We start from the raw sequence: 14,222 nt of genomic DNA on the forward strand, positions 1-14,222 counted from the left end.
CAGTAATAAAAACCACAGTGTCATGCTGTGGTTTTTGCCGTTTATATCTGCTGTATTTTTCTAAACGATTGTTAATCATTTATGTTCACGGACAGCTTATATTAATGATTGTAGTTTTAAGATATTTAAAGTGTCTATGCGCTTAGTAGTTGACATTCAACGCAATTTACGATTAATTAGAGGATGGCGTCGCAGTAATGAAAATAGAAAGACTTTGCAGCTGAGCTATCTTCTTTACAAGCATAATTTTCATGGCGGCAACCGTACAACCCACATCCATATATAATTAGCATTAAGCCATCAGATGTATAAAAACTGGTTGAGTAATAATTCCCAGTCATGTCACGAACAATAGGATCGCCACTCTATGAGCCAAACCTTACCCAAACTCAGTCACCATCTGGTTGATGAAGCTCAGTATAACTTACTGCGTTCGGTTGGGTATTTATGTGCAGCTGAGCGTCGCGACATTATAGATGCTTGTGCTTTTGGTGATGTTGCGCACATAAAAGACCGGCGCAAATCAGGTGAGCCTTATATCACTCATCCTATAGCGGTCGCTGAGATATTGGCTGGATTTCGGCTAGATCGAGATACTATTATTGCAGCTATTTTGCATGATACGGTCGAAGATACAGAGGTTAGTGATGAGCAGATTGAACAGCGCTATGGCAAGGTTGTCGCAAGACTGGTTGATGGCGTCACCAAGCTCAAATCCTCTACTCACAACAAGCAGCAAAACAAAGCGGCTACTTTTCACAAAATCCTTACTGCAACTTTAAATGATCCACGTGTGCTAATCATTAAGCTTGCCGATCGTCTGCACAATATGTCAACGCTTGATGCGGTTCGTCCTGAAAAGCAGCGCGCTACTGCCCAAGAAACCTTGGATTTTTATGTGCCGTTTGCACGCTTGATGGGTCTCAATGACATTGCTGATTACATTGAAGTCTTGTGTTATCGCAATCTTAACTCTGATATGTATAACAAGTTATCTGACAAACTGTTGCAGCATGGTCTTGGACGTAATTTTCAAAGAGAAGCTATTCATCGTTATCTGACCATAGTTCTTAATAACTTAGGGCTTGGTGGTCACGTAAAGGTGTTAGATAATCGCGTGGCTATATATCGACAGTTCTTCCGTAATCGCGGTGAAATCAATGCCCTACTTCGCCATTATGCATTTGAGATTGTGCTGGATAATATTGAAGCTTGTGACAAGCTGGCATATTATTTGATTAAAAAGTATCAAATCGATGACTCACATATTGAAGACAATATTCGCAGACCTCTACCCGGTGGCAATCAGTCGCTCACCCTGATTTATGAACGTGATAACGATTTTGTGAAAGTCACTATCTTGACCAAACAGATGCAAAATGCAGCCAGGCTTGGGGTTATCGGTGCAGAACATGCGTCTGACGTGAGTCAATCCGTCATTCAAGCTTCATTACGCAACATGAAAGACTTGGTTGATGAGGACACTTTAGATGAGAACAGCCCTGACTTCACCGCGGCCGTTTCTACCATTAACGAGCTGATGGACTATCTGCATTCTAGCAAAATCATCTGTTATAGTCCGCAGGGACGTGCTTACGAGCTACCGCAAGGGGCAACAGCGCTAGACTTTGCTTACGCTGTCGGGCCTATGGTCGGTAACGTAGCGGTTGGGGCCAATATTGAGGGTAAAAAAGCCAAGCTGGGTACGGTCGTCAAAAACGGCCAGTTGGTCGAAATCGAAGTCAATAGTCACTCAGAGCCAAAAGCTGAATGGCTTGGGTTTGTCGTGACCAACAAAGCCCGTGAAGAGATTTTACGGTGGTTTAAAGACTTATCAGCGGCTGATAAACAGCATCATGGTCAGCAAGCTTTGGATCGCGCACTAAAGACCTACCAAAAGAACCTCGACGACTTGACGGATAATGACTGGCAAAATCTTATCGAATGGCGCGGCTTACCAGAGAAAAGCGCGCTTTTTGAACAAATAAGCTCTGGCACCTTGCTACCACAGCTTGTAGTGTCACGTTTGTTCAGTGATGAAGTCAGCAATTTACAGGCTCAACGACCCCACAATGGCATGGTACAACCGCAGCAACTGATTGCAAATGCCACCGGTGTTGAGATTGATTTTGCCAATTGTTGTCATCCTATCTATGGCGACCCTATCGTTGGTCATCTCTCACGTCATGGCTTGGTTGTTCATCGTCATAAGTGCTTCTCGCTTGATGATATCCGTAAAGACAATCCTTATCAGGTCATACAGTTACGCTGGCGTAGTGATAAAGCGATCAAACAAAGTGAAGAAGATGAGCAAAATGGAAAAATTCGTTTCCCAGCTTACCTAAAACTGTCGATTGCCCTTAGCGATGAACAAATCAGTGAAGTTATCTACCACTTGCGTCAGCTTAATATCGGCGTCGAGACAGTCGATGTACGTAGCAGCGACACCATTGTTCACGTTATTGTCCGTAGCCGTGATCATTTGGCGCAAGGTATTCGTGAACTGCGCTCTTCATTAGGCTTCCCCAATATCGTACGCCTATATCAGCTATAAGCGTACAAGCGCACATTACTCTTTGTATGAATTTAAAAAAATTCAAAATAGTGCTAGACTCTCCTGCTAACTTTTAGCAAAAAGTCTTGCAAACTAAACCTGTAAAAATAAGCCAAGGATATAATATGAGCCGTCAAACCATCCAAACTGATAAAGCACCAGCAGCCGTTGGTACCTATTCACAAGCCGTAAAGGTCGGTAATACCGTATATATCTCAGGCCAGCTTGGTTTTGACCCTGAAACGATGGAATTACGTGACGGATTTGAAGCGCAAGCCAAGCAAGTATTTGCTAACCTAAAGGCCGTTTGTGAAGCTGCTGGTGGTAGCTTAAGCGATGTGGTGAAGTTTAACGTATCCTTGACTGACTTAAGTGACTTTGCTGTTTTAAATGAGGTCTTTGTCGAAAACTTAAGCGAGCCGTACCCAGCTCGTGCTGCCGTACAGGTTGCTGCGCTACCAAAGGGTGGCGTCGTTGAGATTGAAGCCATTTTATATATTGAATAAACTGCTATATTGTTTTACTTGACTCTCAAATGATTCAATCAAAAAATATACTTTTTAAAAGATAACTATAGAGTAAGCCCAAATATGTTTATTTGGGCTTATTGTTATCTCTCTTTTTAATGCAATAATCTAAATAGCTAAAAGCTACATATCAAAAAGCTAGGGGTGCATGTTATGTTGGTACAAGTTGCTCTACCCGTGCCTCTTTATCGGGTATTTGACTATAGCGTATCAACTGATAACAACATCTTATCAAACGTCTCTTTGCCTCAGATTGGTAGCCGTGTCGAAGTATCATTCGGTCGTCAAACCCTAATCGGTATTGTAATTGCTCATATCGCTAGAGCCGATAGCAATGTACCTAGCGGTAAGCTTAAACCTATTAATAAATGCTTAGATGCTGAGCCTATTTTAAATGCCAGTATGTTAAAGCTTGCCTATTGGCTTGCGCGTTATTACCACTATCCGCTCGGTGATGTTCTAGCCGTTATCTTGCCAAGTCTAGTGCGCCAAGGTAAGCCGCTGGACTTACTGATTACGCACTGGCGGATTTTGCCGCATGTAAGCGACGATGACTTTCATGCCAATGCAAAAAAACAAAAGCAGCAGTTTGATATGCTCAAGCTACATGGTGCGCGCGGTGCTAGTGAAGATGTACTGTTATTAGAAGGTATGGAGCGCGCCTTTTTAAAGACGTTAGAAGAAAAAGGTCTGATTGAGCGCTATATTGAGCCAAAACAAGCACCGTCTCCTGTCACGTTAGCGAAAATGCCCCTTGATCTAAATGAAGAACAGCAGCAGGCGGTTAGCGCTATCATCGCTACTCATCAAGCTCAGCGCTACACAGGTTTTTTGTTAAACGGCATTACTGGCAGTGGTAAGACTGAAGTTTACTTGCAAGCGATGCAAGCGGTACTTGAAGCTGGCAAGCAAGTTTTGATTTTGGTGCCAGAGATTGGCTTGACACCGCAGACGCGTGCTCGTTTTGCCAGTCGCTTTGCCGCTCATATTGTGTTGTTGCATTCTGGTATGAACAATACCCACCGTCTGCAAGGCTGGCAAGACTGCCGCACAGGACACGCCCAAATCATCATTGGTACGCGCTCAGCAGTGCTCTACCCCTTTGCTAACTTGGGGCTGATCGTCGTTGACGAGGCGCATGATGGCTCGTATAAACAACAAGATACCTTGCGCTATCATGCCGCTGACGTCGCGCTCTACCGCGGTGTGCAATATAATATTCCAGTCATCCTTGGTACCGCCACTCCTTCTCTTGAACATCTAAAACTGGTCGATGATGGCAAACTGGTAGAGTACCAGTTACGGACACGGCCAGGTAATGCCAAACCTGCGCCCATGCAGCTTATTGATGCGCGCTTGCAAAGTACCCATCAGCAGACGACGGACGATGGCGCACGCTACGATACAGGACTGACAGACGCCATGATTGGGGCAATACGGCAAACACTAGAGGCTGGCGATCAAGTATTGGTGTTCCTAAACCGGCGCGGCTATGCACCTGTCTTATTATGCGAAGCTTGTGGCTGGCAAGCAGATTGTCCGCGCTGCGATGCCCATCTGACCGTTCATTATAATAGTCAGTCACAATATAGCTCATATCTAAAGTGCCACCACTGTGACTGGCAAGCTTATATTCCAACCGTTTGCCCTGATTGTGGCAGTCAAAACTTAGATGCCAAAGGTATAGGTACGACAAGGCTAAGCGAAAATTTGCACGCGATTTTTGCCAATCCGCAAACCAGCAAAGAGCTGTATCCTATTATTCAAATCGATCGTGATACCACACGGCGCAAAGACAGCTGGGAAAATATTTATCAGCGTATTAATCAAGGCAATCCTGCCATATTGGTTGGCACGCAAATGGTCGCCAAAGGTCATCATTTTCCAAACGTCACTCTTGTATGCTTACCCAATGCCGATCGCGGCTTTTTGTCTGCAGACTTTCGCTCGCCTGAGCATACAGCGCAGCTAATGATTCAGGTAGCAGGACGGTCAGGACGTGGCAATAAAGCAGGACGCGTGCTGATTCAAACATTGCAACCAGACAACGATTTGCTATTAAAACTGGTAAAAGACGGTTATTTATCATTTGCGCGTGAGCTATTGCAAGAGCGCAAAATGATGGGATTGCCGCCTTATACTCATGCTGCGTTGATTCGCTGCGAAGGAAAAACTCTCGTCAGCACCAGGCAAGCACTTAAAGATGCCATCGCTATTTTGCCTAGTAACCACAATTTGGCAGTACTAGGTCCCATCGATGCACCTATGAGTAAAAAAAACAGCCGCTACCATGCGCAGCTACTCCTGCTCGCCAAAGAGCGCCAGCAGCTCCACCATGTATTGAGTCACTGGTGGCAACCAGTACTGGCGCTACCCAGCGCTAAATACCTAAAGCTGACTTTAGATATTGATCCTATTGGCTGGTAGGCTGACACCTCAAACTTATCACAGTTTACTCTTATTATTCTTAGGCTACTAAACGTATAGTCAATTCAAAATAACATGATTATAGATGGTTATAAATTGAAGAGCGCTACTGGAATGAATTTTGCTCAGCCTCTGTGATAACAGCACGCAAGGAAAATTTATACCAGTAGCACTATGTTATTTTTACAGTGAATCGACTATAACTTACTGGCTTCATTTTTACCTCGTCGTTACAGCTTCTAATACCCGACTATGTTAGATTTATTATCAGTCATCAGAGTTATTTGTTATAAATTTTAATAAGTTTGAGTATCGTTATGAGTCAAGAAAATCCCAATCATAAGCAAAAAAAGCACTTGCCTTCAAGTGAGCATATTGATGTGTATAACAAGGACGATAGTAACTATACTCCTGACAATCAAGATACCCATGATCATGATGAACATTTAGAGCAGACCACCGCACCACGAGACACCAAAGGCTATCAGCGCACGTTACTTATTAGCTTTATCATTATTACTGGTTACATGTTTATCGAAGCAATTGGTGGTTTACTGACCGGAAGTTTGGCGCTACTCTCTGATGCAGGACACATGCTAAGCGATGCCATCGCCCTTGGTGCGACCTTGATGGCATTTAAAATCGGCGAAAAAACAGCCACGCATCAAAAGACCTTTGGGTATAAACGCTTTGAGATTATCGTAGCCACAGTTAATGGTGCGACGCTGGTAATTATCGCCTTGATGATTTTTTATGAAGCGATCAAACGCTTTAACTCGCCGCCAGAGATTGCTACCCAAGGTATGCTGATCGTCGCGACCATCGGTATGCTAGTCAATATCTTAGTTGCTTGGCTGATGCATCGTGGTAGTAGCGGTGGCGATGGGCACGCGCACAGTCATGGATCAAATAAAGATAAAGCAAATAAAGACAGGGTAAAAGTCGGAAGCTCTGACACAAAAGAGCCTGTTAATCTCAACATGCAAAGTGCTTACTTGCATGTACTAAGTGATTTAATGGGATCCGTTGCTGCTATTGTTGCCGCGCTATTAATGATGGGATTTGGTTGGGTTTGGGCGGATGCAGCAGCGTCTGTCATTGTCGCCATACTTATCTTAGTGAGTGGCTACCGCGTCGTACGTGATTCGGTACATATCTTGATGGAAGGCACACCAAAAGGCATCTCACTGGTCGATGTTGAAGACAAACTGCTTGCCCATCCACAAGTAAAACAAGTCCATGACCTACATGTCTGGAGCATTACCAGCGGGCTAAATGCGCTATCTTGCCATGTGATGGTCGATGGAGATATGAAAATCTCGGATGCCAGCGTATTGATTGCCAGTCTTGAACAAAGTTTGTTAGCGATTGGTATACATCATGCTACCATTCAGGTTGAAAGCTTATCGCACCCGCAGACCAAAACCCATAGTGATGCGCTGGTTTGTGATGTCTCAGAACGTCCTATAGATAGTAATAGTCATATTGGGCATAGTCATTAACAATAAGTCTTGAGCATTGCCGTGATTTATTTCATTCAATAATAAAGAACTTCTTCGTTTATTACTCATGTTCAGATTAATTCGGTAGTCTTTCTCAAAACCTTAGTTGTACGATTTAAAAAAATAAGCTTTAAAGGGGGTTATATGGTTATAATAACGATATAAATCCTCTATTTATCATACCGATTGACTTTGGTAAGCAGACTTATTAGTATTTTTTTAACCTACTTATTGACGATATAATCCTATGTCTAGACGCTCGGCGCCCTTTGTCGCCCCAGACTATATTGACAACCCTACGTCAAAAGATGGCAAAAAACACGCCAAGGTTTTGCTATCAACGCTGCAAGAAGACATTGCTAAATTTCGTGATGAGCAGTTTCCACCTGACATTTTACGTCAAATCCGCGACATGCCCATCTATGAAGGCAACTTAGCAGAAGTCCAAGCATACCAGCAGCGTTGGCAAACTTTGCTTGAGCGTGCGATGGCGTTTTATCCTGCAGCCAACCTACCACCCGACTATCTACCACTGCCAGCCAGCCTTGAGATTCCCCAGTTTATCTATCATGTTCAACGCCTACATCTCACCAAAACCCATGCCAAGGAATCCAAAAGCTTTGGTTCGGTCGGCGCACTGACTGATAAATGCGGCGATTATAGTGCTGAGGATATTGCGCGTATGGCAGCAGTATTTGATAACGATGACGAGGCGCGTTTAGTCGCTCACCGTGAGTTTATTGATCTGCGTGCGTATGTATTTTGTCGTGACAGAAAAGGTGAGATGTTAGAGCCTGAGCGTGTACGCTTCTATCGTACGGGGCTTATCGTTCATGCTTTGCCTGAGTTTAAAATGATTGATAGCAGACAGACGCCGCGTAAGCGTCGTAACGATGCTTATAACAATCCATTAGCAGACAATGGCGTTTGGAAAATTTATCGCAAAAAATAACTGTATTGTTTTATTTACTCTGTCATTGATTGTGTTTTTAAATTGATTGCTAAGGATGCTATATGTTCGCTGCCGCTGCCGGCTCACCAAACCTGATGCTACAAGCCACCATATTTTTGGGTGCAGCGCTGCTTTTTGTCCCTCTCGGTAAACGCTTCGGTATAGCCACTGTTCTTGGTTATCTGATTACGGGATTAATATTAGGTCCAAGCGCGCTAGATGTGGCAGGTGATGCTGAAAGCTTGCTACACTTTTCTGAGTTTGGCGTGGTCATGCTGCTGTTTATCATCGGTCTTGAGCTGCAACCATCGCGTCTGTGGGCACTGCGGCGTTCTATATTTGTCCTTGGCGGCTTGCAAGTTGGGCTTACTGGCACGCTACTGATGGTAATCCTGTATCACTTTTTCTCTCTACGATTGGATACGGCATTTATTGTCGGCTTCGGCTTAGCCCTTTCTTCCACTGCCTTCGTACTACAGATACTCACTGAAAAACAGCAGCTCTCAAGTACCCATGGTCGCGAAGCATTTACCATTTTGTTATTCCAAGATATTGCCGTGATTCCGTTATTAGCAGTGATTCCGTTTTTATCAGGGGTGCGCGAACAAAGCTACGATCTGATTTACTTTGGCAAGGTTTTTGCCGTTTTTGCTGGTCTCATCCTTGCCAGTCGTTATGTTATCCGACCATTTTTTAAATTTGTCGCATCTAGCGGTGCATCAGAGCTACTGACTGCTGTTGCCTTGTTTATCGTTATGGGCGTGTCTATCTTGATGGGACAAATTGGCCTATCGATGGCGTTGGGAGCGTTTTTGACTGGTGTACTCTTAGCAGATTCTGAATATCGTCATGAGCTAGAAGCCAGTATTGAGCCCTTTAAAGGTTTACTGCTTGGTCTATTTTTTATGTCAGTAGGCATGCTGACTGATATTAAGCTCATCATGGCACATCCTGTATTTATCATAAGTTGTGCCGTGGCGTTAATGTTCATCAAATTCGCTGTAATTACCACTATTGCAAAGGTACTAGGCAATCGCTGGCCGACCAGTATCCGACTTGGCGTGACCTTAGCTCAAGGCGGTGAATTTGCGTTCGTATTATTCAACGTCGCAGCAACCCAAAACGTATTAGCGCCTGAAATGGAGAACACGCTAAATTTAATCGTGACCATTTCTATGGCACTCACCCCGCTTGCTTTCTTATTATTAGACAAAATCGGTGAGCCTTTATTTGCTAAAAGTAAGCCTAGTCGCGAGCACGACACCATTCCCGATCATGAGCATCCTGTCATTATTGCAGGTTTTGGACGCGTCGGACAGATTATCGGCCGTGTGCTGCGTATGCATAATATCGAATTTACGGCCATTGAACGCTCGGCAAACCGAGTGGATTTTGTACGTAAATTTGGTAACCAAGTCTATTATGGCGACCCAAAAAACCCTGAGATTTTGCGGGCGGCTGGTATCAGTAAAGCCCGTATTTTTATTATCGCTGTTGATGATTTAGAGCGCTCTATTACTACCGCTGAATATCTGCGCAAAAACTATCCTGATTTGGTTGTATTGGCGCGCGCCCGTGACCGTCAGCATTATTATCGTTTACGTGAGGTTGGCGTCCGTCATATCTGGCGTGAGACCTATTTGTCCTCGTTAGATATGTCACGCGAGTCCCTACAGCTGCTTGGTATATCACCTGAAAAAGCCCGCGATACGATTCAGACTTTCCGCGACTATGACGATGATTTAATTGAACGTCAGCAAGCTATCTATGATGATGAAGCAAGGATGATTGAATCAGCACAATCTGCAATGGCAGAGCTTGAAAGCTTGTTTGACGAAGATATTGGTAAAGCGCGCAAGATGGACTTAGGGGATTTTTATGAAGTACTTAAGAACCAAGCAACTCCAGTTGACGATGCCTCAAACAATGTTGCTACTGACCCCAAAGCCTAGCGGTTGTTGCAAACTTATCTAGGGTCGGCATATTATCGTTATATTACGTTCAGCTTTATACAATCTTAGCTATCAATAGTCCTAATGTGTGCATGTTCATTTTTAATTGGTTATACAGCGCTTAGGAGCCTGTTTTTCGTTAAGTGAGCTTATACAGCTCCAGCTATCAGTATCTGGATTGTGGTGAAATACTAGCGTTTGATCATTTAGATAGCGTATAGGAAACTTGATGTTTTGAACGGTCGCCACGACTGCGCAGTCAGTCGCAGGTAGACCGTCCACTTGCGTAGTAACCTGCATACGTACTTGCTGAGCATCGGTACTAAGCGGCAAATTAGTCGGGCATACTCCTGTTTGCTGATAAATTAGCGCGACTCGATTTTGTGCATTTTTCGTGATGTCATACGCATCAAACAACACCTCGTTTTCTTTTTGCTTGGCGATGATCGGTAAAAACTGCACATTGATCACCATGAGCGCAAAAGCAAAGAACCCAAAGCCCAATCCTAAACCAAATAAGCTTACCCCGCCCTCACGGCGTAGATGTGCTTGCTGTGCGGCTTCATCGCGCGGATGGTCATTGATAGCATCAGCAATCTCACGTCGCGCCATCCGGTAATAATAAGCATCGGTCCAGCGCGCCACCATAAATGACCAAAACAGCCAAATTATCCCAGCAATGCCAATACGTGTTGCCATCTGATAGGCATCTGGAATATAAGGCATCGCTACAAACTCAAACGTGACTAGCGCAATGACGATATTAAGTTGGATAAATGACCAACCAGCCACACTATAGACAAGCGCATCCATGTAACGTTTGCGATACAAGAGCCAAGGTAGAGTGATAAAAAATGCCGCCCAATGCCACTTAGGTGATAGGTATCCTTGCTGATCAAACTGTGCAAAACGCTTAAGGTAATAACCTTGCGTACGATGACCAATAAACCATTGGTCAAGCTGTTTACGTTTGAGAGGGCTCAGCTGTTCTTGATAAAACGGTGGTGGCGAATCCGTCTCAATAAATAACATAGCAGTAGGCTCTATTGACTGTTAAGAGTTTACGATTACTTGGTGTTTAGATCGCTAAATAGCAATGTGACGATAAATGCTCTTTATTATATGACAATAAAAAAGCAGATACGATGTACTTTAGTATAGGTCAACAAAATAATGTAGCGTCTATTACAACCTGTATAACATGCTTCAAACCAGATGATAGACAATTGAAAAAGACATGTATAACGGTTTAACTATAAATAAGTTAGTTAAGCATTCAAATATTGCACGTTCACACACAAGAGTATTTAACTTATAATACGCTCATACTCGCTACCCAATCGAATTTTACTGCTCCTATGAATGAACATCCTCACAATGACAGTCTCATCAAGCATGATACCGATGTATCAACTAATACCGACACACAGACCAACGAGTCTATGACATCTGATACTGAAGCGCCTGATAACAAACATAAACGTATCGTCAATACCTTTATGAAACGCCGCACTCATATGAATAAAAATGCTGAACTGGCCCTAACTGATCCAGAATTTACTCAGTATTTAGTCAATAATAGTTTCGGTGATGGCAACCTTGAAGGCATAAACGATCTGCGTTCATCATTTAGCGACAAGCCCAATGGCAGTGATGCGCCCCTTACCCTAGAAATTGGTTTTGGGCTGGGTGATTCGTTCATTGAGATGGCAGCGGCCGATCCTACACGTAACTTTGTTGGCGTTGAGGTACATGAGCCTGGTATTGGTAAGTGCGCTTATATGGCCGGTACGCAGAATTTAACCAATGTTAAAATCATTAATGGTGATGCCATTCAGCTACTAAAGCAGCTTCCAGAAAACCACATTGATCGTATCCAGCTTTACTTCCCTGATCCATGGCAAAAAAAGCGCCATTATAAGCGCCGTTTTGTGAGTCCTGAACGCATGGCCATTGTCACTCGTAGTTTAACGCAAGGTGGCTGGTTTCATACCGCAACTGACTGGGAGCATTATGCGTTTTGGATGGTTGATGTCCTAGACAATTTCGCTGGGCTTAGCAATCAAGCTGGCAAGGGTAACTTTACGACGCGTCCTAGCTTTCGTCCAATGACCAAGTTTGAACGTCGTGGCTTAGAGCGCGGTCACGGTGTATGGGACTTAATATATATTAAGGACTAGATTCTTATACTTTCTTTGATGGTTTATATACAGCGGCTAATTAACTTAGCCGCTTTTTTGTGATGATTCGATTGATTCTAATGCTAAGCTTTATTGTATAGTTATTCGCGATAACATCGCATTATTCTCTACGTGACTCTTAAGCACATTCTCATGCTAAAAATAACGATAAAAACCCTTGCTATTTCTAGCGATTATTTTTAATAAAAGTATTTTTTACTATTTTAGTATTTTGACAAATTAAGACTGTATTTGTCAGAAATGTTATGTTCTTTAACGACGTGAAACATAGACACAAAAACAGAAAAATTAAAGCAATTTTCAACCATATTGTTCTTGAAAAGAAGGACTAGGAGGGTTAGACGATTTTTAGTATTAGCGCAAACATTGATAGCATAAGGGTTTGCTGAGTTTTCCCCATTCCCTGTGGATAAGTATGTGGATAAGTCACTACTTGACACGTATTTGACTTGATAAACTAATGGCTTAGGTAAAATTGGTTAATTTTTATACAATTTAAATAGATATATAAATCAACGACTTACATCTCAATAAAAGTAAAATTGACTTTTTATAAATTAATTTAAAAAATTTTAAATACCAATCGATGTTTCACAAAATCGACTCTAAAGCCTATTGTTTCCTGTGGACAACTCAATATTTTTGTTGACATCATTCATTGTTAATGATTCTAATTTATCATAATAATGACAAGTTTTTCTACCCATTTAGACAATTAAATTACACTCTATCTCACACGACAGCTGTTGTCGTTTGATACCTTTCATATCATGATGTTACATCTAGATTTTGTTATAATTACTGCATCAACTCACACACCTATCAATCTTTTACTCTAAACTTTATTCTACTTCTATTGCTCGTATTATTTACTGTATAGTGGAACGAGATGTTTATATTGCATTTATTTAGACAACTACGATCTTAAAGATATGTTAAGACAGATGATCTAATAGGATATTTTCTGCACTTACCATTATACCTTCGAATTTTTAATTACTCTTTTATGACAATTTATGACAAGGACTCCATTATGGACGACAACAAAGCCAAAGCACTCAAGGCGGCACTAGGTCAAATTGAAAAGCAATTTGGCAAAAACACTATCATGCATCTAGGCGATGAGTCGGCAGCGCTTGATGTAGATGTTGTATCAACTGGCTCATTAGGTTTGGATATCGCTCTTGGAATTGGTGGCCTGCCTAAAGGACGTATTGTTGAGATTTATGGTCCAGAGAGCTCAGGTAAAACGACTATGACGCTGCAAGCAATTGCAGAGTGTCAAAAGCAAGGTGGTACTTGTGCTTTTATTGATGCAGAGCATGCTCTTGATCCTGTCTATGCGCGCAGACTTGGCGTAAATACAGATGATCTATTGGTTTCTCAACCTGACAATGGTGAGCAAGCGCTAGAGATTACGGATATGTTGGTACGCTCAGGAGCGGTCGATATGATCGTCGTTGACTCTGTTGCTGCTTTGACCCCGCGTGCAGAGATTGAGGGCGAGATGGGCGATTCTCATATGGGTTTGCAAGCACGTTTGATGAGTCAGGCCTTACGTAAGATTACCGGTAATGCCAAGCGTTCTAACTGTATGGTGGTATTTATTAACCAAATTCGTATGAAAATTGGTGTTATGTTTGGTAGCCCTGAGACTACCACTGGCGGTAACGCTCTTAAGTTTTATGCGTCAGTACGTATGGATATTCGCCGTATTGGTGCAGTTAAGAACGGAGATGAAATCATCGGTAACCAGACGCGTGTCAAAGTCATTAAGAACAAAATGGCACCTCCATTCCGTCAGGCTGAGTTTGAAATTACCTATGGTGAAGGTACCAATCATTTAGCTGAAGTCATTGACCTAGGTGTTGAAGTCGGTGCCGTTGGCAAAGCTGGAGCATGGTATAGCTATGGCGATGAAAAAATTGGTCAAGGTAAGGCCAATTCAGTGGTCTTTTTGAAAGAAAACCCTGAAATTGCTCAAGCTATTGAAGCGAAGATACGTGCTGAAAAACTTGGTGCTGTTGACAACAACGACGCATCAGACGCAGACGATGTGGACGAAAACTCAGACGCAGCGCCAGTTCAATAGTTATTGCATATATAC

General features: G+C 42.8%; 9 protein-coding genes. 8 read left to right on the forward strand and 1 reads right to left on the reverse strand.

Features of this window, described 5'->3' with window-relative positions; all coding sequences use genetic code 11:
• The first annotated feature begins 367 nt into the window (after positions 1-367).
• The 6 genes from Q0890_RS03285 (at position 368) to Q0890_RS03310 (ending at position 9,914) form a co-directional block, all read left to right on the forward strand.
• Complete coding sequence (locus tag Q0890_RS03285) at positions 368-2,554, forward strand: HD domain-containing protein (RefSeq protein WP_299217567.1); 2,187 nt, start codon at positions 368-370, stop codon at positions 2,552-2,554.
• A gap of 125 nt (positions 2,555-2,679) precedes the next feature.
• Positions 2,680-3,060, forward strand: a complete 381-nt coding sequence (locus Q0890_RS03290; RefSeq protein WP_299217568.1) for a RidA family protein — start codon at positions 2,680-2,682, stop codon at positions 3,058-3,060.
• Positions 3,061-3,234: 174 nt separating this feature from the next.
• Positions 3,235-5,508, forward strand: a complete 2,274-nt coding sequence (locus tag Q0890_RS03295; RefSeq protein WP_299217571.1) for a primosomal protein N' — start codon at positions 3,235-3,237, stop codon at positions 5,506-5,508.
• A gap of 317 nt (positions 5,509-5,825) precedes the next feature.
• Positions 5,826-7,010, forward strand: a complete 1,185-nt coding sequence (locus Q0890_RS03300; RefSeq protein ID WP_299217573.1) for a cation diffusion facilitator family transporter — start codon at positions 5,826-5,828, stop codon at positions 7,008-7,010.
• 247 nt (positions 7,011-7,257) lie between these two features.
• The gene (locus Q0890_RS03305) at positions 7,258-7,962 is read left to right on the forward strand and encodes a hypothetical protein (RefSeq protein ID WP_299217575.1); all 705 of its coding nucleotides are present in this window, start codon (positions 7,258-7,260) and stop codon (positions 7,960-7,962) included.
• A gap of 62 nt (positions 7,963-8,024) precedes the next feature.
• Positions 8,025-9,914 (forward strand): monovalent cation:proton antiporter-2 (CPA2) family protein, encoded by a 1,890-nt coding sequence (locus Q0890_RS03310; protein WP_299217577.1) that lies wholly within the window; start codon positions 8,025-8,027, stop codon positions 9,912-9,914.
• 102 nt (positions 9,915-10,016) lie between these two features.
• Here Q0890_RS03310 and Q0890_RS03315 read toward each other — a convergent pair whose 3' ends face one another.
• A complete protein-coding gene (locus tag Q0890_RS03315; protein ID WP_299217580.1) occupies positions 10,017-10,946 on the reverse strand; it encodes a DUF2628 domain-containing protein in 930 nt (309 codons plus the stop codon).
• A gap of 326 nt (positions 10,947-11,272) precedes the next feature.
• Between Q0890_RS03315 and trmB the strand changes: the two genes are divergently transcribed.
• Together trmB and recA are read left to right on the forward strand one after the other, a co-directional pair.
• Positions 11,273-12,094 (forward strand): tRNA (guanosine(46)-N7)-methyltransferase TrmB, encoded by an 822-nt coding sequence (gene trmB / locus Q0890_RS03320; RefSeq protein ID WP_299217582.1) that lies wholly within the window; start codon positions 11,273-11,275, stop codon positions 12,092-12,094.
• Positions 12,095-13,148: 1,054 nt separating this feature from the next.
• Positions 13,149-14,207: a recombinase RecA gene (gene recA / locus Q0890_RS03325; protein ID WP_299217584.1), complete on the forward strand. Its 1,059-nt coding sequence runs from the start codon at positions 13,149-13,151 to the stop codon at positions 14,205-14,207.
• Positions 14,208-14,222 lie beyond the last annotated feature (15 nt).

The sequence above is a fragment of the uncultured Psychrobacter sp. genome (genome assembly GCF_947488565.1).
In the GTDB taxonomy this organism is placed as follows: Bacteria; Pseudomonadota; Gammaproteobacteria; order Pseudomonadales; family Moraxellaceae; genus Psychrobacter; species Psychrobacter saeujeotis.

What these genes read in the sequence shown, in the direction of transcription:
- Q0890_RS03290 (WP_299217568.1), top strand. Translation starts at nt 2,680, where the DNA reads ATGAGCCGTCAAACCATCCAAACTGATAAAGCACCAGCAGCCGTTGGT.
- Q0890_RS03310 (WP_299217577.1), top strand. Translation starts at nt 8,025, where the DNA reads ATGTTCGCTGCCGCTGCCGGCTCACCAAACCTGATGCTACAAGCCACC.
- Q0890_RS03300 (WP_299217573.1), top strand. Translation starts at nt 5,826, where the DNA reads ATGAGTCAAGAAAATCCCAATCATAAGCAAAAAAAGCACTTGCCTTCA.
- Q0890_RS03315 (WP_299217580.1), bottom strand. Translation starts at nt 10,946, where the DNA reads ATGTTATTTATTGAGACGGATTCGCCACCACCGTTTTATCAAGAACAG.
- Q0890_RS03285 (WP_299217567.1), top strand. Translation starts at nt 368, where the DNA reads ATGAGCCAAACCTTACCCAAACTCAGTCACCATCTGGTTGATGAAGCT.
- recA (WP_299217584.1), top strand. Translation starts at nt 13,149, where the DNA reads ATGGACGACAACAAAGCCAAAGCACTCAAGGCGGCACTAGGTCAAATT.
- trmB (WP_299217582.1), top strand. Translation starts at nt 11,273, where the DNA reads ATGAATGAACATCCTCACAATGACAGTCTCATCAAGCATGATACCGAT.
- Q0890_RS03305 (WP_299217575.1), top strand. Translation starts at nt 7,258, where the DNA reads ATGTCTAGACGCTCGGCGCCCTTTGTCGCCCCAGACTATATTGACAAC.
- Q0890_RS03295 (WP_299217571.1), top strand. Translation starts at nt 3,235, where the DNA reads ATGTTGGTACAAGTTGCTCTACCCGTGCCTCTTTATCGGGTATTTGAC.